Origin of the sequence: Anabaena sp. CCY 9402-a (assembly GCF_963920945.1) — a bacterium.
In the GTDB taxonomy this organism is placed as follows: Bacteria; Cyanobacteriota; Cyanobacteriia; order Cyanobacteriales; family Nostocaceae; genus Trichormus; species Trichormus minutissimus.
The window spans coordinates 23,009-43,320 of the sequence record NZ_CAWUDL010000059.1 but is presented as its reverse complement, the minus strand read 5'-3'; the positions used below and the strand labels follow the sequence as shown (position 1 = coordinate 43,320).

At 40.4% G+C, this 20,312-nt stretch carries 22 protein-coding genes; 13 read left to right on the top strand and 9 right to left on the bottom strand.

Annotated elements, in window-relative coordinates:
* Nucleotides 1-116 precede the first annotated feature (116 nt).
* Nucleotides 117-323 carry a hypothetical protein gene (locus tag ACM0OR_RS20130; protein WP_414578302.1) on the top strand — a complete coding sequence of 69 codons (207 nt, stop codon included), beginning with the start codon at nucleotides 117-119 and terminating at the stop codon, nucleotides 321-323.
* A 213-nt stretch (nucleotides 324-536) separates the two neighbouring features.
* On the opposite strand, the gene ACM0OR_RS20125 is transcribed toward ACM0OR_RS20130, so the two are convergent.
* Both ACM0OR_RS20125 and ACM0OR_RS20120 read right to left on the bottom strand, forming a co-directional pair.
* Complete coding sequence (locus ACM0OR_RS20125; RefSeq protein WP_414578301.1) at nucleotides 537-920, bottom strand: hypothetical protein; 384 nt, start codon at nucleotides 918-920, stop codon at nucleotides 537-539.
* A 720-nt stretch (nucleotides 921-1,640) separates the two neighbouring features.
* Nucleotides 1,641-2,159 (bottom strand): ferritin-like domain-containing protein, encoded by a 519-nt coding sequence (locus ACM0OR_RS20120; RefSeq protein WP_190695980.1) that lies wholly within the window; start codon nucleotides 2,157-2,159, stop codon nucleotides 1,641-1,643.
* Between the two features lie 249 nt (nucleotides 2,160-2,408).
* Between ACM0OR_RS20120 and ACM0OR_RS20115 the strand changes: the two genes are divergently transcribed.
* Both ACM0OR_RS20115 and ACM0OR_RS20110 read left to right on the top strand, forming a co-directional pair.
* A complete protein-coding gene (locus tag ACM0OR_RS20115; protein ID WP_414578299.1) occupies nucleotides 2,409-3,089 on the top strand; it encodes a HEAT repeat domain-containing protein in 681 nt (226 codons plus the stop codon).
* A 71-nt stretch (nucleotides 3,090-3,160) separates the two neighbouring features.
* Nucleotides 3,161-3,724, top strand: a complete 564-nt coding sequence (locus tag ACM0OR_RS20110) for a phycobiliprotein lyase (protein ID WP_323266240.1) — start codon at nucleotides 3,161-3,163, stop codon at nucleotides 3,722-3,724.
* A 219-nt stretch (nucleotides 3,725-3,943) separates the two neighbouring features.
* Here ACM0OR_RS20110 and ACM0OR_RS20105 read toward each other — a convergent pair whose 3' ends face one another.
* Nucleotides 3,944-5,422, bottom strand: coding sequence for a site-2 protease family protein (locus tag ACM0OR_RS20105; RefSeq protein WP_414578297.1), 1,479 nt, complete (start codon nucleotides 5,420-5,422; stop codon nucleotides 3,944-3,946).
* A 166-nt stretch (nucleotides 5,423-5,588) separates the two neighbouring features.
* Here ACM0OR_RS20105 and ACM0OR_RS20100 point away from each other — a divergent pair, with 166 nt between their 5' ends.
* Nucleotides 5,589-6,248, top strand: coding sequence for an MBL fold metallo-hydrolase (locus ACM0OR_RS20100; protein WP_414578296.1), 660 nt, complete (start codon nucleotides 5,589-5,591; stop codon nucleotides 6,246-6,248).
* 269 nt (nucleotides 6,249-6,517) lie between these two features.
* Here the strand turns inward: ACM0OR_RS20100 and ctpA are convergent, their stop codons facing one another.
* Nucleotides 6,518-7,765 (bottom strand): carboxyl-terminal processing protease CtpA, encoded by a 1,248-nt coding sequence (ctpA, locus tag ACM0OR_RS20095; RefSeq protein WP_414578295.1) that lies wholly within the window; start codon nucleotides 7,763-7,765, stop codon nucleotides 6,518-6,520.
* A 365-nt stretch (nucleotides 7,766-8,130) separates the two neighbouring features.
* Here ctpA and petB point away from each other — a divergent pair, with 365 nt between their 5' ends.
* The 4 genes from petB to ACM0OR_RS20075 all read left to right on the top strand — a co-directional run bounded on the left by petB (nucleotide 8,131) and on the right by ACM0OR_RS20075 (nucleotide 10,366).
* Complete coding sequence (gene petB / locus ACM0OR_RS20090) at nucleotides 8,131-8,778, top strand: cytochrome b6 (RefSeq protein ID WP_190561121.1); 648 nt, start codon at nucleotides 8,131-8,133, stop codon at nucleotides 8,776-8,778.
* Nucleotides 8,779-9,029: 251 nt separating this feature from the next.
* Nucleotides 9,030-9,512, top strand: coding sequence for a cytochrome b6-f complex subunit IV (gene petD, locus ACM0OR_RS20085; RefSeq protein ID WP_190696632.1), 483 nt, complete (start codon nucleotides 9,030-9,032; stop codon nucleotides 9,510-9,512).
* Between the two features lie 64 nt (nucleotides 9,513-9,576).
* Complete coding sequence (locus tag ACM0OR_RS20080) at nucleotides 9,577-9,753, top strand: hypothetical protein (RefSeq protein WP_414578293.1); 177 nt, start codon at nucleotides 9,577-9,579, stop codon at nucleotides 9,751-9,753.
* A 157-nt stretch (nucleotides 9,754-9,910) separates the two neighbouring features.
* The gene (locus ACM0OR_RS20075; RefSeq protein ID WP_323266244.1) at nucleotides 9,911-10,366 is read left to right on the top strand and encodes an anti-sigma regulatory factor; all 456 of its coding nucleotides are present in this window, start codon (nucleotides 9,911-9,913) and stop codon (nucleotides 10,364-10,366) included.
* 62 nt (nucleotides 10,367-10,428) lie between these two features.
* Here the strand turns inward: ACM0OR_RS20075 and ACM0OR_RS20070 are convergent, their stop codons facing one another.
* The 3 genes from ACM0OR_RS20070 to ACM0OR_RS20060 all read right to left on the bottom strand — a co-directional run bounded on the left by ACM0OR_RS20070 (nucleotide 10,429) and on the right by ACM0OR_RS20060 (nucleotide 12,413).
* Nucleotides 10,429-11,484 carry a WD40 repeat domain-containing protein gene (locus ACM0OR_RS20070; RefSeq protein ID WP_414578291.1) on the bottom strand — a complete coding sequence of 352 codons (1,056 nt, stop codon included), beginning with the start codon at nucleotides 11,482-11,484 and terminating at the stop codon, nucleotides 10,429-10,431.
* Between the two features lie 146 nt (nucleotides 11,485-11,630).
* Nucleotides 11,631-11,927: a hypothetical protein gene (locus ACM0OR_RS20065; protein ID WP_414578304.1), complete on the bottom strand. Its 297-nt coding sequence runs from the start codon at nucleotides 11,925-11,927 to the stop codon at nucleotides 11,631-11,633.
* A 315-nt stretch (nucleotides 11,928-12,242) separates the two neighbouring features.
* Entirely contained in the window at nucleotides 12,243-12,413 is a 171-nt protein-coding gene (locus ACM0OR_RS20060; RefSeq protein ID WP_010996510.1) for a chlorophyll a/b-binding protein, read from the bottom strand.
* A gap of 288 nt (nucleotides 12,414-12,701) precedes the next feature.
* Here ACM0OR_RS20060 and ald point away from each other — a divergent pair, with 288 nt between their 5' ends.
* Entirely contained in the window at nucleotides 12,702-13,793 is a 1,092-nt protein-coding gene (ald, locus tag ACM0OR_RS20055) for an alanine dehydrogenase (protein ID WP_414578290.1), read from the top strand.
* 245 nt (nucleotides 13,794-14,038) lie between these two features.
* Entirely contained in the window at nucleotides 14,039-15,406 is a 1,368-nt protein-coding gene (locus ACM0OR_RS20050; protein WP_414578288.1) for a DNA cytosine methyltransferase, read from the top strand.
* Nucleotides 15,407-15,438: 32 nt separating this feature from the next.
* On the opposite strand, the gene ACM0OR_RS20045 is transcribed toward ACM0OR_RS20050, so the two are convergent.
* The gene (locus ACM0OR_RS20045) at nucleotides 15,439-16,242 is read right to left on the bottom strand and encodes a TdeIII family type II restriction endonuclease (RefSeq protein WP_414578286.1); all 804 of its coding nucleotides are present in this window, start codon (nucleotides 16,240-16,242) and stop codon (nucleotides 15,439-15,441) included.
* Between the two features lie 3 nt (nucleotides 16,243-16,245).
* Nucleotides 16,246-16,473, bottom strand: coding sequence for a helix-turn-helix domain-containing protein (locus tag ACM0OR_RS20040; protein WP_414578285.1), 228 nt, complete (start codon nucleotides 16,471-16,473; stop codon nucleotides 16,246-16,248).
* A 181-nt stretch (nucleotides 16,474-16,654) separates the two neighbouring features.
* Here ACM0OR_RS20040 and ACM0OR_RS20035 point away from each other — a divergent pair, with 181 nt between their 5' ends.
* The 3 genes from ACM0OR_RS20035 (at nucleotide 16,655) to ACM0OR_RS20025 (ending at nucleotide 20,278) form a co-directional block, all read left to right on the top strand.
* Complete coding sequence (locus ACM0OR_RS20035; RefSeq protein WP_414578284.1) at nucleotides 16,655-18,100, top strand: cytochrome ubiquinol oxidase subunit I; 1,446 nt, start codon at nucleotides 16,655-16,657, stop codon at nucleotides 18,098-18,100.
* A gap of 172 nt (nucleotides 18,101-18,272) precedes the next feature.
* Nucleotides 18,273-19,286, top strand: a complete 1,014-nt coding sequence (gene cydB, locus ACM0OR_RS20030) for a cytochrome d ubiquinol oxidase subunit II (RefSeq protein WP_414578282.1) — start codon at nucleotides 18,273-18,275, stop codon at nucleotides 19,284-19,286.
* Between the two features lie 134 nt (nucleotides 19,287-19,420).
* Nucleotides 19,421-20,278 (top strand): Rpn family recombination-promoting nuclease/putative transposase, encoded by an 858-nt coding sequence (locus tag ACM0OR_RS20025; protein WP_414578280.1) that lies wholly within the window; start codon nucleotides 19,421-19,423, stop codon nucleotides 20,276-20,278.
* The last annotated feature ends 34 nt before the right edge of the window (nucleotides 20,279-20,312 follow it).

Here is a 20,312-nt window from a genome sequence, read left to right as displayed (position 1 = left end):
TCTTGGCAACAATGCCTACTTTACATCACTTTGAGCCTTAACTGAACCGTATTGGAATTGATCCAACTTTGTTGTTAGCAGGAATGAATACTCGCTTGCGCCACTGAATTACTTCAGTGAAACATCCAACAGCCACAAGTCGATCAGCTAACGGTAAAGCATCAACTAACTCAATTCGTGGCTCACCACCAGATCAAGAGTCGCCCTTGGTACTGAGTAGCAAACTCAAGCATTTCCTCAGCCATTCTGATGTTGTTCCGTTGAACTCGCTCAATCTTCAGGTGACCAAAAATACTAATAATAGAAAAGCAGGGAGTAATTGAGAACCAATTTGTACTAGCTCAGTTGGATGTCTTGAATCCGGCAATCCGGGAATTCCCTGGTTAGTAGAAGACATTGGTCATTTCACAGAATTTGTAATATCAAGACTGCTAAAACCTCACAAAAGTTTCTGTGAAAATAACTATGTATTTCTTCTGAACAGGAAAAAATACTTGATCCAAATTTCAATCTAAATTATGATGCTCAAAAATCAATTATTTTGTCTTGTTAGCTTCTACCCGACAAACAATTTCCATAGAGTTAGCATCAGCACTTCTGGGTTTAGGAAAAATTTCTTGCTCTGTTTTATCAACACGATGCAAATGACCATTAGATCCATAGACAGCCAATCTTCTAGAGAACAATCTGCCTTGGATACAAGCAGCACGAAGAGTTCTCCTTGCTATGCCATTACCATGCTGTTCTAACAGAGTATATTCAGTTCCTTTGACAGATGCCAAATCTAAAACAATTGGATCACCATTTCTATTAGAACCTACTTGCAGGTAAAAGTTATCTTTTGAGGTTTCAGCTATTGCTATACCACTAAATGATAATGAGAGTAGCGCAACCAATCCACCAATTTTTTTTAACCACATAATTAATATTTTTGTAAAGCTATACTTTATTTTTATTCATAAAGTATTGTTTTCGGTGTGGTAAAATCACTAGAAAATCTTTACTTAGCGATACAAGCGAAAATATCAAAAATGAGTATTTATAGCAAAATAAAAAAACCGTAGCGGAACAACTACGGTTAATTTAAGTGAAATACTGAACTCTAAACCTATTTTTAAAGTTGCTGTCTTACAACTTCAGCTCTTCACCTTTCGGTAATCTCTTTATGAAATGAAGTCTAACTACTTAAAAGATATTTGTCATTACTGAATTAAGAAATTGAAGATGGTCAAATATTCATCTAATTAACTGTGGAATTATCTGTATTGTTAGAATTTAAGAAGCTATTAAATAGAGATTCTATGTAATATCACTGAATGTATGAACTCGCTTAGATACTTTTTTGATAATATACCCAGGGATCAAGTATAAATTGTTATATTTGCAAACTGCAAAAAATTCGGTAATCAAGCATAAATAAACCTTCATGAAGAGTGCTGAGTTAAAAGATTGCCTACATTCGCGCAGCGTCCCGTAGGGAGGGGCGGGGCTTTTACCGAGTGCGAAAGTACTGAGCCATCTTCTTACTCAGCACCGACTAAACGCCCCGCTACCGCTAACAGCACTCAGCAAAGAGGATAATTAGCCTAAGTGAGCGGCTTTGTTTTCCCTGTCATCTGTAAACTGTTACCTGTTTCCTTTTATGACTTACACTCCTTAAGTAATTGCGGCATCTGCTGCTCTATTTTTTTAGCTGTCTGTTCTTCCTGCTGCAAGTTTTGCTGTAGCAGTTGGACAACTTTTTGTTGTCCCATCTGTTCAGCAACTTGAATCAAACCACGGTAGCAAGCAATTTCTAATTGTTCGACCTTAGCTTGACATCCAGCCAGTCCCAAGGTGAGAACTTTCTGACTTTCCGCAGCTAGTAGCATGAATTTTTGACCATCACTGACCAGACCAGCCGCAGCATCACAAGTGATCCGCTTTGGTTGCTGTCCTAAAGCGTTGAACACTTGTTCTAAATTTTGAATCTGTTGTTCTGTTTCTCGAATATGAGTCTCAATCAAAGACTTCAACTGGCTGTTTTGACAACACTGCAACATCATCTGCTGCGCTTCCCAAAAGCGTTGTTCCGCATCGTACATAGCACCAACTTCGTAGATAAATTTCTCTTGTAAGTTAGTGATTTTGCTAACGGGGCGTTCACTTAGTTGAACCATAGTTCTTCTCCTGGGGTTTGGACACCAAGTGATTTGGTGTTTGTACTTTTAAACTACGTTCTACCTTCGCCAATCAATTCTCTCTTCTCGTCATACCAGAGGAACAACTGACTGTTAATTATGAATGCTAAGTAAAATACATAATCATTAGTCATTGGGACATGAGTTACTCTCTACCTTGTCCCTCATCCCACATGAGAGCGTTAGTAAAGTAAAGTAAAGATAGATTAAGAATGCGCTGATAATTAAATGACTGTTCCACAATTGCAGGAAATTTCCTCTCAGTTAGAAAGTCCAAATTTGCGCGATCGCATGGTAGCGTTGGCTAATTTGCGACACATACCAGCTGAAGATGCTGTACCTCTCATCAAAAAAGTCTTAGATGATGAATCTTTGCAGCTGCGATCGATGGCAATATTTGCCCTAGGCATCAAGCCAACAACAGAATGTTATCCAATTTTGGCTAAAATTCTCGAAAATGACCCAGATTATGGTATGCGTGCAGATGCTGCCGGTGCTTTGGGCTATTTGGGTGATACTAGAGCCTTTGAGGTGCTAGCACGAGCATTTTATGAAGATACTGATTGGTTAGTACGCTTTAGTGCGGCTGTTTCCTTGGGTAATCTTAAAGATCCACGGGCAAGTAAAATCTTAATTCAAGCTTTAGATAGCCCAGAAGTTGTCTTACAACAAGCTGCCATCTCAGCTCTCGGAGAAATTCAAGATATCGATTCGGTAGATAATCTGCTACGCTTTGCTCAATCAGATGATTGGTTGGTCAGGCAAAGACTGGCGGAATCTTTGGGTCATCTGCCTACGGATAAGAGTGTATCAGCTCTCAAGTATTTAGCAAAAGATAGTCATCCCCACGTTGCGGAAGCAGCTCAGATTTCACTGACACGACTTGAGCAAAGAGATAATCAAGTCTAGTATTAAAACCTCTAACTGCTTTTTAATAATAAGTGGGATTTTTCGGATTTTGATGCAGGGTAATTTCCATTATGAATATTGAAGAATTTTTGGAATTGAGTGCTGGTAAATGGTTTTCCCATCGTACTAGTCACAATTTAGCTTTTAAACAATCGCAAGACGGTAAATCGGAGGTGATTATTGAGACACTGACAGCAGATCACCCAGAAGTTATCACACTGTGTCAACAATATGAAATTTCTCCTAGTGCTGCCTTTTTTAGCATAAAAGTTACCTGGAACGGCACAATGGGATTAGAGGACAAAAAACACACTCGCTCTACTATATTAGTGACTGTCCCGGATGATGATAAACCCAATGAAGGCAGACTACTGCGAGCAATGGGTGATGCCGAGAAAACACTTGTAGCTGGTCGGTATAAAATGGGCAGTGATGAAGCATTGACTCTAATTACAGAATCCGAAACTATGACGTCTGAAGAACGCTTGTGGTTTGCCAGCCCTAATTTACGGATGCGGGTAAGTGTCTTGAAACATTTTGATGGTTCAAGTCTAGCTTCCTTTACTTCTGAGATTCGCATGGGTGTTGCTGCGCCTGCGAAGAAAGCTTCTGAAGCTGCTAATTCAGCAAGTTAAGAGAGTGCTGAGTGCTGTTAGCGGTAGCGGGGCGTTTAGCCCGTGCTGAGTGCTGGGTGCTGTTAGTGTAGCTAGAGCATAAGCCCTTGCGGAGTTAAAAAACCGCTAAGAAAGGACAGGATATTTACTGAAGGCAGCTAATACTGATACTGGGCATTTTCTACTCACTACTCAGCACTCACTACTCAGCACTCAGCACTCACTACTCACTCATTCCTGCTAAATTTGCAACAAATTAGCGATCGCCTGTGGCATTGGCAATATAATAATCACTAGCAAAGCAATTGCCATTAAGCCTAAGATGTCCCGCCTATTATCTAATTCCGTGACATCATTTAAGGCGGGTTCATCAATCAAGGGGATGAACAGTAAAATAATTGCCCACACAAAGAATTCTGGCTGGATTAAAGACAACATTAGCAGCAACAGACGGGAAATTTGCCCAATCAGCATAGCAGTACGTTGTCCGAACATGGCATGGACAATATGACCACCATCTAGCTGTCCCACAGGCATGAGATTCAAAGCTGTCACAATTAGACCCAAAAAACCAGCTACAGCGACGGGATGTAAATCAATTGCTGATTTTGTCGTTAATTCGCTGCCTAAAGCTATTTTGGATAGTATCGCTAAAAGAATGGAATATTTAGGATTGAGAGCATCGGGGTTTAATAGACCTGTTTTATCACTCATGGGAACTATCTCTGAGTGAATCAACCCCCACATAATTAAGGGTAGTGTGGCGAGAAACCCAGCTATTGGGCCGGCGATACTCACATCAAATAAAGCCTTACGGTTGGGAATGGGACTCCGCATTTGAATGAATGCCCCAAAAGTTCCCAAGAAAAATGGTATGGGTATAAAATACGGCAGAGTGGAGCGAATTTTGTAAAACTTAGCGGTTAAATAATGTCCAAGTTCGTGGATACCCAAGATAGTCATCAGACCTAAAGCATAGGGTAAACCTTGCAAAAGTATCGCTGGGTTTGATGCTAGGGTTTTGGGATCTATGCCAGCCATTTTTACCCCCACCAAGGAAGTAGTGACTAAAGTTGCTAACACCAGTAATAAAGCTAGTCCAGGGCGGGTTAATTTTTCTGGCTTCTTGACACTTCCCTCTTTAGCTGCTTGTGCGTTAGGAACTAACACAAAAAAGGGTTTACCATTAAAACCTTCTTGAAAAATAATCAAGAAGCGATCGCCAAATCGTGATTCAATATTTGCTCTAATCTGCTGATAGGCTTGAATAGGTGTTGTTCTCAACTGACCGCGACAAATAATTGCCTGGGGTCTATACTCAATGTTTTGGATGTAGTAAATAGACCAGGGAAAACAATTTCGCAATTGGGTTTCTTCCGTCGGTTCAATGGGGCGCACAGGTACTTGTTCTGCGGTAGGATGGATAGCCGATTGTGATTCTGGGGTTTGGGCTTGGGTTTGGGTATCCCTCGGCGGTTGCCGTCCCCACTGAAACAACAGCCAGTATAACAAAAGGCAGATGATTGCAGGCCAGATAATCAGTGATGGCGGTGGAGGTTGTTTTACTCCATACGCCAACGTCCAACCACTCAACAATAATGCTGGTGTCATTAATACCAACCACAACAACCAAATTGGTGTGCGGGTGATATTAGCAACACTGCGCTGCACCATTAGATAAGTAGCCAATCCCAATAGGAGGAGAAACCAAAATGTCATTTGCTCTTCATTAATTTGGAAAAAACAGCCTCCTAGTAGAAGAAGGCAAAAGTAAAAAGCAAGAAATATTATTTTCTCAGCTTCTTACCTGTTGAATACACCCTACTCCCTAGTAGAGACGTAATTAGCCGCGTCTCTACCTACTCCCTAATCCCCACATTTGCTCATGTTCCCCCAATCTCAATCACCAAGTTCTACAACCAAGTCACCACGGGTTATCTTAGAAAATATTTTTGCCTTTCCACCAAATCGGGACACATTAGGGGGAACTTCTTATTTTATTGTAAGAAATGAAGGGAATATCCTCATAGATTGCCCATCACTAGACCAAATAAATCAAGATTTTTTGCGATCGCATGGAGGCATAAAATACTTATTCCTCACCCATCGGGGTGCTATTGGTAAAACCTCAGAAATTCAGCAAAATTTTGCTTGTGAGGTACTAATTCAAGAACAAGAAGCCTATTTATTACCCGGTTTGACAGTCACTACCTTTACTCAAGAACTGACTTTAGATGCCACAACCAAATTAATTTGGACACCAGGACATTCTCCTGGTTCATCTTGCTTACACTATAACAATATGGGAGGCGTGCTGTTTTCAGGCCGTCATTTAGTCCCCAATCTGCAAGGCGAACCAGTGCCATTACGAACCGCAAAGACATTTCATTGGCCACGACAAATTAAAAGCCTACAAGCACTACTAGAACTCTTCACACCCGAAACACTTCAGTATATTTGTCCTGGTGCGAACACCGGATTTTTGCGAGGTAAGCGAGTTATAGAGCAGGCTTATCAACGGCTTTCATCAATTGATTTAACGTGAGTTCGATGACCTCTCCCCAACCCCTCTCCGACGCGGAGAGGGGCTTAAATATCTTGAAATATCAACGAAAAATAAAGCTTTTGAAGCCTCTCTCCTTGCAGGGGAAAGGTTTGGAGAGGGGTTTTTTAAATTCGTCGAACTCACGTTGATTTACAAACCTTGTTGTAGGGAATTGGGCATTATAAATTCAAAATTAAGAATTAAGAATTTTAGAGATAGGGGATGGGATTAATATTCATCAATCACCCCAGTCCCCAGTCCCCAATCCCCTAAACCTTTGCACCCGCTACCACAGAATTTTTCTGCAACAATTCCAGAGCAGCTTGATATTGCAAATCTGACTCTGTACCAATCTGGTTGCGCTGGAGGGGTGGTTGGGAAATCACCTGATCTGGTTTAATCCCTAATTTATTAATATCTCGATGGGTAGGCGTTTCATACTTGGCGATTGTCACAGCCAAACCAGAACCATCAGAAAGTGCAAATAAAGATTGAATTAAACCTTTGCCAAAGGTAGTTTCACCTACCAACTTAGCGCGATCGTTGTCTTGGAGTGCGCCGGCTAAAATCTCGCTGGCACTGGCAGTTCCCTGATTGACGAGAATTACTAAAGGATCGTCTGTCAAAGCTGGGCCGAAGGCTTCAAAATTGCCTTCAACACCTTGGCGGTTGACGGTGTAGACTATAGTGCCTGAATCTAACCACAGACGGGCTATTTCAATGCCGGCTTGTAGTAAGCCACCGGGATTATTTCGTAAATCTAAAATATAGGCATCTGCGCCTTTTTTTTCTAGACTAGAAATGGCGTGTGCCAACTCTGTAGAGGCGTTGGCATTAAATTGTGTGAGGCGCAGATAGCCAATAGATTTACCTTCAGGGGACGAGCGTAATTCCGCCACAACTGGATTAAGAGCAATGCGATCGCGCATGACTCTGATTTCCTTTTCGCCATCTCCATCTCGTTCAATTAACAGCGTGACTAAACTACCAATCGGCCCGCGCATCCTGGCGGCGGCTTCATCTAGGGTCAAATTTTCTGTAGAAATACCTTCAATTTTGATAATGCGATCGCGCGGTTGAATTCCCGCTTTATCTGCTGGTGAACCTTCTATGGGTGATACTACCTCCAATTGACCAGTTTGGGCATTGAGGGCAATTTGTAAACCTACTCCAGTTAGTTCTCCAGAAGTATTAACCTGCAAACTGCGGTACTGCTCAGGGTCTAAAAACCTAGTAAAAGGGTCATCAAGGCTCTTGAGCATATTTTGAATGGCCACATATGCGGCTTTTTGGTCTTTAAAGGGCTTTGCGAGTGCCTTTTGTCTGGCTGCTGCCCAGTTTTGATGATTGAAAGTATCGTCCAGATAAGCACGATTGACAATTCGCCAAACTTCTGAAACTAGTTTTTGTTCCTCCGTCAATGCGTCTGCTGGTTGGATGAGTGTGCCAAAAACTAAACCAAAAGCCACTAATAGTGAAAATCCGAGCCGAAAAACCTGTTTGTGCATGAACCCCATTATCAATGTCACCTCAACCCAAATTGCCTAAGAATTCCCCAGTCACCACGTCGTTGATGAAATCTATCTCTCGATTATGTTACTTTTTTTATAGAAGTGGTGCATTGTTCTCATCAAGTTGTTAGAGAAACCATGTGAATAACCACCTCAACAAAAGATAAAATCTACTTTGTACCCACCACTAAGGGTGTTGGCTTGCAAAGGGAACGTAATATATTCCATATTTACAGAGTGTTAAGTTTCTAAACTTTTAGCACTCTCAAAGTGCAAAAGCAAACGAACAAAATCCTCTTACAAGAAAATCCCAAAACTGCTAATTGGGAGATTGAATCAACCGCAACCGATTTTTAGGAACTTGAGATTGTATGGCCAACGTTTACGACTGGTTTGAGGAACGCTTGGAAATTCAGGCGTTAGCTGAAGATGTCACAAGCAAGTACGTCCCTCCCCACGTCAACATCTTTTACTGTCTAGGTGGCATCACCCTGGTGTGCTTCCTAATTCAGTTCGCCACTGGCTTCGCCATGACGTTCTACTACAAGCCAACTGTGGCTGAAGCTTACTCCTCAGTACAGTACATCATGAATGAGGTGAACTTCGGTTGGCTAATTCGCTCCATCCATCGCTGGTCTGCCAGCATGATGGTGTTAATGATGATTCTGCACGTCTTCCGCGTGTATCTGACCGGTGGTTTTAAAAAGCCCCGTGAATTAACTTGGGTAAGTGGTGTTATCCTAGCTGTGATTACCGTCTCCTTCGGTGTTACAGGTTATTCTCTGCCTTGGGATCAGGTTGGTTACTGGGCGGTGAAAATCGTCAGTGGTGTGCCAGAAGCAATTCCCGTAGTCGGCGTACTCATCTCCGACCTACTACGTGGTGGTTCTAGTGTCGGTCAAGCAACATTGACACGTTACTACAGCGCGCACACCTTTGTATTGCCTTGGTTAATTGCGGTCTTCATGCTGTTCCACTTCTTGATGATCCGTAAACAAGGTATTTCCGGCCCCTTGTAATTTCATCAGCCTTAATGCGAACAGGCAACAGCACTCAGTTACAAGAGCGAGTCATTTAGTTTAAACTGATGAGAAATCAGCAATTAATGGCTCACAGTTTCCCTCACGGTAAATGCTCGTATTTGAGACTTAAGGTTGGCTACCCAAAAACACAGCAGCAGGGCTAGTTTGACTTTAGGTTTGCCTGAATGATATTGATGGCTGCCATCAAAGCTTTAACTGAAAACTCCGCAGGAGAGCGCATTTCCAATATGTCAATCCAAAAAAAACCCGATCTGAGCGATCCCAAGTTAAGAGCTAAACTCGCCCAAGGTATGGGTCACAACTACTACGGTGAACCAGCTTGGCCAAATGATCTACTATATGTATTCCCAATAGTAATCATGGGTTCATTTGCTTGTATTGTGGCTCTAGCTGTTCTAGATCCTGCCATGACAGGTGAACCAGCCAATCCTTTCGCCACACCACTGGAAATTCTGCCAGAATGGTATTTATACCCAGTATTCCAGATTTTGCGATCGCTTCCTAACAAATTGTTGGGAGTGCTAGCAATGGCTTCCGTACCTTTGGGATTAATCCTCGTTCCCTTTATTGAGAACGTCAATAAATTCCAAAACCCCTTCCGCCGTCCAGTAGCAACCACAGTTTTCTTGTTTGGAACTCTGGTGACTCTGTGGCTAGGTATTGGTGCTGCTTTACCTTTAGACAAATCCTTGACCTTGGGCTTGTTCTAAGCTGAAGCTAGTCGTCAAAAACTTCTTTGACGCTTGTAGTTTTCAAGAGTGCATATCTGAAGTTATGATGTCTGATGACAAGCCACCCTTGGGTGTCTACGACAAAACTGTCGTTCAGTTCTTCGGTATATGTACTTTTGAAAACAATCAACAAGCGTCAATTTTAGTGAATTGGGAATTGGGCATGGGGAATTGGAAATTGGGAATTGGGCATGGAATTTTTCTCCCCCGGCTTCCCTAGTTACCATTCCCTAAGAGTTCTTTAATTCTGAATTTTGAATTAATTTGTCCCCAATTCTGTCTAGTTAAATTTTTTATTTTGAATCCGAAAGTTATTTCAAAATTTAAAATAGATTGAAGAACAATAAATTACAGACATTCTTGTACATATTAAATTCATGCCACGGTCAACGCTTGGCATTATGCAGCAAGACCATCTCAAAGTAAAAAGCGAACTCAAGCTCTTAAACCAAGTACAACAATGGTTTGAGGACTTTTGCCTAAAACACTTATTTCAACTTGGCTGGTCAGAAACCCAACTGTATCGCCTCAACTTGGCACTAGCAGAAGGCTTTACAAATGCAGTTCGTCACGCCCACCATACGTTACCGCCAGAGACAACCATAGAAATTGAAGTAAATCTATGGGTTGACAGGTTAGAAATTAAAATTTGGGATCATGGCAAGCCTTTTAACCCAGATGCGATCGCAGAACCAGCACCAGGTACTCTACAAGTAGGCGGCTATGGTTGGTTTCTGCTGCGACGTTTGGCTGATCGTGTTGTTTATGAACGTAGCGATGATGCGAGAAATTGTCTGGTAATCCTCAAGTATCTTCAAGAATCACAGAGGTGAGACTAATACCGCAGTCTTGCCGTGATTTGTGTTCGCACAGCTTGGTATAGCCCTACTTAATATTACTTACGTGTCGTGATTGATGGATTACCCCAAATATTTACATTCCCATCAAATCCGCCGCTAGCAAGCATTTGCCCATCACGACTAAAAGCGATCGCGCTTACCCAATCACTGTGTCCGACCAGTGTATTTAATAACTCACCTGTAGTTAAATTCCACATTTTAATGCCATCCCTACCCGCACTAGCAAGAGTTCGCCCATCGGGGTTAATAGCGATCGCATTTACCCAATTGTTGTGTCCGGTGATGGTATACACTGGGTTTTCAGAAGCGAGATTCCAAAGTTTGATGGTGCGATCGCGGCTGGAAGTAACTAAATTTTGTCCATCAGGAGTATAAGCAATATCTGTCACTGCGTCAGTATGGGCGACAAATGTCCTAATTAACTCACCAGTGCTTAAATTCCACAGCTTAATTACACCTCTTTTGTCACCGCTAGCCACTGTCTGACCATCGGGACTCATTGCTAGGGAGTGAATTGTATTATCGAAGCGTACTAACGTAGCTAGTGGGCGTTGTTGTAGCAAATCCCACATCCGAATCCCATCTAAAGCTCCACTAACAAGAACTTTACTATCAGGAGATACTGCTAAGGACAAGACACTAGCACTATGTCCCACGAAAGAACGTGTAAATTTATTGTTTTTAATATTCCACAGGTTAATAGTGTTGTCACTACCACAACTGACTAAAGTTTGCCCATCTGGGGAAATTACTAAAGATTCCACGCTCGTTTTTTGGGCTTTAGTAATACTACCCGCCTTTTTGCCTGTGATGGGATTCCACATTCGGATTATCCCCTCATTGTAAGCACCTCCACTAGCCAGAGTTTTACCATCTGGACTAAAGGCTAAAGATTTTACAGTTCCCCGATGTGCCGCGAGGCTGTGAAGGAGGCGGGGATTGGTAAATGCTCCTGTCGTTTCTGGGGTATTAACTACTGGATTAGCATAAGCAGGATTGATTTTTAACTCTTGCCAGAGGTTTATCGGCAGAGCGATCGCTGCTATGAATGCCAAAATAAAATACAGACCACCTTTTCCCTCACTCCTCACTGTTTTTCCTCACCAGATTAAAGACACAAATCAAAACTCAACACTTTTATACAGACGCGATTTATCCCGTCTCTACTCTCTACGCTGCTCAACGCCCTGCTACCGCTCTAAGCGCAGCTATTGCCCGCAGGGCTTTACACCATTCCCTAGTAAGGTGGTTTTTTCTTATTCACAGTTAGCATAGGCAAAGTCGGACTCGATGAACGAGGCGGTAGGTAATGTTGTACTACAGGCTCTTCTGGTGCAGGACGTTGCTGCTGGCTATTGCGCCACAGCTTAAAAGCAAGGCTAACACCTGCTGTCCCTAAACCAACAGCAAATAATGACCAACTATCATCCAACCCACCAATTAGGGCATCTACTACACCCATAGTCATCAAGATGGTGACTATAGGTTCTCTACGGTAGGCTGACTTTAAAAAACGAGGTAATACAGCATTCATCACAGCTTGGTTTATCCAGATTACCTTTTGTTGATTGACCAAGAATACCTCACCTGGGAATTACCCTTCTCAAGAAAACGCTTCTTAAAAAGATTATAATTTCCTTAAGTATAGAAGTACGTGTAGTAATTAACGCCTTTGCATAAAGTTTTTGCAAGTTGAAGCTATTACTAGCAGTCTCTACTGCGCCTTATAAAGATAAAGGGTAACTTGTGTGTAGGTATTCCACTATTAACTAATACAGTTTAAACCAGCTAGATGTTCCAGCTGGTTTAAACTCTTCTAATTATTAGCTTACAACTTCAACACTAAGAACTACTTAAGGCCAAGCCAAGAGAGAACACCTTGATTGGTGGCATACTCAATTACCACCATTAAGAGAAATCCAATCATGGCAGCTCTACCATTTAAACGTTCGGCATACTCATTAAAGCCAAATTTAGGCTCTTCTAGTTTGGGTGTAACGGTAGGTTGTGTTTGTGACATATTCTAAAAACCTCTTTTCGGCAAACGGGAATGAATAGCGAGTTGTGAGATGATTGCAGGGCTTGAGTTTCAACATAACTTAAAAAGCTATGCTAACGCTCGTTAATAATTTGTAATTATTCTTTATATATTGTAGAAATAATTGGGCAATCGTCAAGGGATAAGTGCTTTGAGGTTTAGTTAATTGAAATAGGGAAACCTAATGTTGTAGATAGCTATCCCTAATACGGAACTGTCAGTCTGATACTGGCAGGCTAAATTAAATAAAAAATTGAGCAGAGGCGTTACATGGAAATCGGTGTTCCTAAAGAGACTAAAGATCAAGAATTTAGAGTTGGTTTAAGTCCTGCTAGTGTGCGGGTGCTGAAAGAAAATGGACACACTATTTTTGTAGAGACTCAAGCTGGTAGTGGTGCTGGGTTTACAGATGAAGATTATCAAAGCGCGGGTGCGGAAATTGTCTCCACAGCAGAAGCGGTTTGGAATCAAGAATTAGTGGTGAAAGTTAAAGAACCACTGACTAGGGAATACAAATTTTTACAAAAAGAGCAGATATTGTTTACTTATCTGCACTTAGCAGCCGATCGCAAATTAACAGAAAGTTTAATTGATTGTGGCATTTGTGCGATCGCTTACGAAACGGTAGAGCAACCAGGCGCAAACAGACTTCCTCTACTTACCCCCATGAGCATCATTGCCGGTAGACTAGCCGTGCAGTTTGGCGCACGCTACTTGGAACGTCAACAAGGTGGTAGAGGTGTGCTTTTGGGTGGCGTTCCTGGAGTTAAACCAGGCAAAGTAGTAATTTTAGGTGGTGGCGTAGTCGGTACAGAAGCCGCCAGAATCGCTGTTGGGATGGGTGCGGCAGTACAAATTTTAGATGTCAATGTTGAGCGTTTATCTTACTTAGAAACAATATTTGGTTCTAGAGTTGAATTGCTGTACAGCAGCTCTGCTCATATCGAAGCGGCTGTGAAAGAAGCAGATTTACTTGTGGGTGCAGTTTTGGTATTGGGAAGAAAAGCACCAATCTTAGTTAACCGTGAATTGGTGAAACAAATGCGCCCTGGTGCTGTCATAGTTGACGTTGCAGTTGACCAAGGTGGTTGTGTGGAAACCCTACACGCTACATCCCACACCAACCCGATATATATAGAGGAAGGTGTAGTACATTATGGCGTTCCCAATATGCCAGGAGCAGTACCTTGGACAGCTACTCAAGCTCTGAATAACAGTACCTTACCTTATGTTGTGCAGTTAGCAAATTTGGGCATCAAAGCACTAGAAGTCAACCCCGCTTTAGCTAAGGGTTTGAATGTGCAGAATCACCGTCTAGTACATCCGGCTGTGCAAGAAGTATTTCCTGATTTGGTAAGTTAAAATTTTTCATAATTTACTTCCTGTAGGTTAGTTATCTGTGATCAAACACCAGCCTACAGGAACTTTTATGTTTATTAATATTGAGTATTTTACTCGAAATTTACCCAAATCAATGTAATTTTGCGATTAATATTTAAGATACGGTATTAGTTTTTTATTTAAAAATTTACTCTGCTATAGTACATTATTTGTTATATTAATTGTGTAGATTGCAATAAGCAAAATAAATTAATTTTTTAATAAAGATGAAATTTGAATGTTCACAAATACCTAAACAGATAGAATTACCTTTAAGATTAGTAACTCATCAAAGTAAGTTTAATTTTGTTGATCTATTTGCTGGTATTGGTGGATTTAGAATTGCTTTAGAAAAATTAGGTGGTCAATGCTTAGGTTATTCTGAAATAGACAAACAAGCAATTAAAGTTTATCGACAAAATTTTATAAGCTACCTTAATGAAGATGAAATTGAATTGGGAGATATTACAAAAATTTCTGAACTGCCTTCTAATTTAGATATAGTCGTTGGTGGTGTTCCGTGCCAACCTTGGTCTGTTGCGGGATGTTTAAAGGGTTTTGATGATCCTAGAGGTAAATTATGGTTTGATGTGATTAGACTAGTTAATCAAAGTCAACCTAAATCTTTTATTTTTGAAAATGTCAGTGGATTAGCCAGCCCTAAAAATCGAGAGAATTTGGAACTAATTTTGCATGAATTAGAAAACTTAGGATATTGTGTTAAATGGAAGATTCTCAATGCTTATGATTTTGGTTTACCTCAAAATAGAGATAGAGTTTTTATCGTTGGCATTAGGAATGATATAGAAAAATGCCAAGAATATAATTTTCCTAACCCTTTGAAAGTACATCCTAAAGTTTTAGACATTTTAGATGAATTTAAGAATATTAAAATTTTAGAAAAAGTCAAATTAGATTCACATACCTTATTTAAAGGTATAATTCCACCATCTAGAACTAGATTTCAGAAAGATGATGAACTGAATGATTTTTTTATTTTTTCAGATTTAAGAAATGGACATACAACAATTCATTCTTGGGACATTATAGATACTACTGATAGAGAAAAAATGATTTGCTTAAATCTTCTAAAACATAGAAGAAGCAAAAAATATGGAAACAAAGATGGTAATCCTTTATCTTTTCATGATTTTCTGGAAATAATACCTGATATGAAGTTAACTGAATTAAATAAGTTGGTAGATAAACAAATACTTAGGTTAACTCATGGCAATAAGTATGAGTTTGTTAATTCTAAGAATATGACAGGTATCAATAATATTTATCGCATTATATTACCTACTGCTGATATAGTACCAACGTTAACGGCAACTGGTGCTAAAGACTATATAGCAACAATATCAATTTATGCGACTCATCCAGAAGAGTATAAACGTATTTTTTTAGAAAAAATATATAAAAATAAACAATATATACCAATTACTGGAAAGCACGCTTGTAAATTACAAGGGTTTCCTACAGATTTTAAATATCATGAAAAAGATGATATTGCCAAAAAACAGTTTGGCAATGCTGTTCCTATACCTGTTGTTGAGTATGTTGTTAAAGAATTACTCAAGATTATAAAAATATAGTTTTGAGCAAAAATTAATACCTTAAGTTACTTTTATTCGCGTTTATAAAAAATATCATGAAATTCTGCTGCGAAGTTCTCTTGACCTAGCTCAACAAAAAGTGATTTAAGTTGTTCAAATGTATTTTCTCTTCCAGAGCAGAAATCCCAAAACTCATTTTCAACCCATATATCTTTATTGATATCCAATGGAGAGTTAGACAACATACTTTTTTGATGTTCATACCAAGATTTTTTAAAAGGATTAAAAGGAATAGCAATACGAGCTTCTAAATTTGCATAAGGGTTTTCAGCATATCTATATGCGTACCATTCTAGAAGTTGTCGATTAAATCCTTTAAAATTCCCTTGATTTGGTTGCGTAGTTTTTATATCAAAAATATATTCAATGCCATTTTTGCAAAAATGGATATCAACACCAGTTCCAGATGGAGGAGATGTATATTTAATGATGTCTTCTTGATTAGTCTTTAAAGCAGCATCTTTCAGTCTATTTATACATTCTTCTGTTAAAACCCTCTGGTTATTCGGTTTACTTTCACGCTCATAAACTAATTTATTAAATTCATTCCGTAATTTTTGTGGAAATGGTTCAGGGCGTAATATTTTTTTTGTGATAATTTCAAACCCATTTATTTCTGCTAAGGTTTTCGCTATAGGTTCCCAACAAGTTGTTCCTAAACTGGTTTCTAAACCACCAATTAAAGAACGTATTCGTCTTTCAATTGGAAAAATATCATCTAATACTTGGTAATTTTGTACTTCTTTATGTTTAAAAAAGGCTCTAATTGATTTTTTAAGATTCTCCTTTATTTTTTGTTTAATATATTCATCCATATTTTAATATTCTGAATCTGTATTGTAATTAGCAAATAAATCAGGAATGGATATATTTAGAGCTTTAGCTAATTTTTCTATATTGTCCAAGGACACATTACATTTTCCTGATTCAATACTTGAAATGTAAGTACGATGAAGTTCTGCTTTTTTAGCTAATTCTTCTTGAGATAAGTCTAGTTCTCTTCTTCGCTTTCTTACAGATCGCCCAAAGTGATACTTTATATTCACCTCTTTTATTTGTCCCAGCTAGACATCATCAACAAAATAAGACTTTAAATCTACAGATTATAAACTACATTTTGTAGACTATAGTTGACATAATTACCAGCCAATTACAAACTTTCGGTATATTTGCACCGTGACTAAAAAGTTTATCCTAATTAGGGTGGCTAGCTAATGGAGAAAGTTAGTGGAATTTTTATCCGATTCCGTGGTGCTATCACGGATGCAATTTGCCTTGACTGCAATCTTTCATATGCTTTGGCCTGTCCTGACTACAGGGATGGGAATCTATTTAGTCATCGTGGAAGGAATTTGGCTAAAAACTAAAAATCCCGACTATTATCTTCATGCTCGCTTTTGGGCTAAATTTTATGTGCTGAATTTTGGGATTGGTGTAGCGACTGGTATCCCGATGGAATTTCAGTTCGGCACAAATTGGGCCCCATTCTCGGAAGCAGTCGGTAACTTTTTTGGTAGTGTAATTGGTTTTGAAGCTTCTTGGGCGTTCATGCTAGAAGCGGCTTTTTTAGGAATTATGTTATTTGGTTGGGAGAGAGTAAATCCTGCAATTCACTATCTCTCAACTATTTTGGTGGCTGTGGGTGCAAACCTTTCCACTGTGTGGATATTGACAGCTAATTCGTGGATGCAAACCCCAGCAGGTGGGGAATTAGTGAACGGTAAGTTTGTTGTTCACGATTATTTTCAAGCAATTTTAAATCCGTTTATGGTCAACAGTGTGCTGCATATGTTCTTTGCCACACTGGAGACATCTTTATTTGTGATTGGTGGGATTAGTGCTTGGTATATTCTTCAGCAACGCCATGCTGATTTTTTTGCTAAATCTTTGAAAATTGCTTTAGCAACTGCGATCGCAGTTGCTCCATTACAAATATACATCGGACACCTAAGCGGCGAACAAGTTTATCACTATCAACCCACAAAACTAGCCGCAATGGAAGCCCAGTGGAACAGTTCACCAGCCGGACAACCTGCTGACTGGAGTTTACTGGCGATACCCAACGAAAAAGCCGAGAAAAATGATTGGGAAATCACTATTCCCAATGCGTTGGGTTACATTCTGGAATTTAAACAGAACCTTTCTGAACCATTGCGCGGTTTGAAAGAGTGGAAAGCGAGCGATCGCCCCCACATGGTAGGTTTAATTTACTACGCTTTCCGTACCATGATTGCGATCGGCTTTTTCTTTGCCGGGTTAATGTTGTTGAGTACCCTGCAATGGTTGCGTGGTAAGCTTGCAGCCGAAAATATTAGTCAGCAGCGTTGGTTAATGTTGGCTTGGGTATTCGCTGCGCCTTTAGGATACATAGCTGTAGAGTCAGGTTGGATTGTGCGTTGTGTCGGTAGACAGCCGTGGACACTTTACGGACAAATTCGCACCGTTGATGCTGCTTCGCGTTTACCTGCAAGTAACGTGTTAGTTTCGCTTACTACTTTTGCCGTAGTTTATACAATTTTGTTTATCACAGCCATGTACTTTGGTAGCCGCATCATCCGCACAGGGCCAAATCTAGAATTACCAATCCCAGGAACAGAAATCACTAAACCCGCCATCGATACCACCCCTGGCGAGTTTGTCCCCGATGAGCGTCCAGTTGAAGCGAGGGAGTAGAAGTAGGGGACAGGGGACTGGGGACTGAGGAAAAGAAAGCAGGGGAAGCAGGGGAAGCAGGGGGAGAAAAATACAATGGCCACTCATCACTCAGCACTCACCACTCATCACTCACCACTCATTACTCATTACTCATTACTCAGCACTCAGCACTCAGCACTCAGCACTAATTATGGAAACACTCGAATATTTTCTTCCGCAAGTTTGGTTTGTGATTTTAGCTCTGTTTCTCTTCCTCTACGTCATGCTAGATGGATTTGACTTGGGTGTAGGGATTTTATCTCTCACTTCCTCCGATGATGAACGTCGGGGAATTTTAATGACTAGCTTAAGCAACATTTGGGATGCTAACGAAACTTGGCTAGTTCTGATGGCTGGGGGTTTGTTTGGTGCATTTCCCCTGGCTTATGCCACAATTTTAAACGCCTTGTATATCCCAATTATCGTGATGGTATTTGGGTTTATTTTTCGGGGTGTGGCGTTTGAGTTTCGGGAATTATCTAGACGGAAATTTTTTTGGAATCTCGCCTTTGGTGCAGGAAGTTTTACGGCTGCACTCGGCCAAGGTTTTGCTTTAGGTGCGGTACTTAAAGGAATTAAAGTTGATGAGGCGGGACACTTTATTGGTACTACTTGGGATTGGTTCAGTTTACCATCGGTGTTAGTGGCGTTAACTTTGATTCAAGGTTACGTATTGATTGGTTCTACATACTTGGTATGGAAAACTACCGGAGAATTACAAGAAACTCACTATAAAACAGCCAAACTTGCTGCATTGACTACGCTAATAGGTGCGATTTTTATTACTGTCACCACACCATTTATTTATGAAAATGCTAGAGCGCGTTTATTTCAGCAACCACTAGTTTATATTTTCGCCATTATTCCGATTTTGGGAGTGTGGTTAATTTGGCAACTTTTGAATAGTCTAAACCGCAAGGAAGAACGTGCGCCTTTTGTCTGGACTATTCTATTATTTGTGTTGTCATTCATTGGCTTGGGATTGATTGTTTTTCCCTACATTATTCCCCCGCAGATTACCATTTATGAGGCGGCTGCTGATCCTAGTTCGTTGGTAATTATGATCATTTTTATCGGCTTTCTGATTCCGGTGATGTTGTTCTATAACCTTTACCAATACATTGTTTTCCGGGGTAAGGTGACTGGTAATGGCTACGGGGAATAAACTCTTACCGGTTCGTAGTCAGGACTTCAGTCCTTTTTGCTGCAATAGTCGGTCGGAGACGATGGCGTACCCGCCCACCGGAGGTGATCGCAATAGTGCAAGATGTGTATATATTGATTTAATCAGCGATCGCCTTGAGTTACGATAATACCTGCAAATACCTAGCCGAAACATACCCAGCCGATTTTGCCAGATGGTTACTCGCATCTGAGACAACTGATATCGAGGTACTCAAAACCGAACTTACCCTCGAACCCATTCGCGCTGATTCGGTGACATTCCTACAACTTGCCAATCAAATCTTACACTTAGAGTTTCAGACTACACCTCAATCCACACGCCCGCTCGATTTTCGGATGCTGGATTATTACACCAGATTGAAACGTCAATACTGGTGCGATATTAAACAGGTGTTAATTTTTCTCCAACCCACCTCCTCAGAAATTGCGTTCAAGACTCAGTATGTAGATACCAATACTACACACAGATATCGAGTGATGAGATTATGGGAGGAAGATCCTACACCACTATTAGCTAATCCTGCACTTTTACCACTGGCAACGTTAGCACAAACTGACTCTCCCCAAGCATTATTAGAACAAGTCGCGGCGGCTGTCGATATGATTGAAGAAACAGATGAGCGACAAAATATATCCGCGTGTGTACAAGTTTTAGCTGGTTTGCGGTTTGAGAAAAGTTTGATTACACAACTTTTTAGCGAGGAAATTATGCAAGAGTCTGTCATTTATCAAGATATTTTGCAGAAGGGAGAAGAAAGAGGAAAGAAAAAGGAGGCGTTAGAACTGATCTTACGTCTGTTGACACGTCGCTTTGGTGCAATTGAGCCAGAAGTAGAACAGCAGATTTGTACTTTATCAATTACTCAACTAGAAGATTTAGCTGAGGCTCTTTTAGATTTCACTAGTCCCAGTGATTTAGTGAATTACTTAGCGAATATCTCCCCACTTCCACAGGTGACAGGTGACAGGTAAGAAGGAAGTGTTTCTTTCATTGGTTGCTATTGTG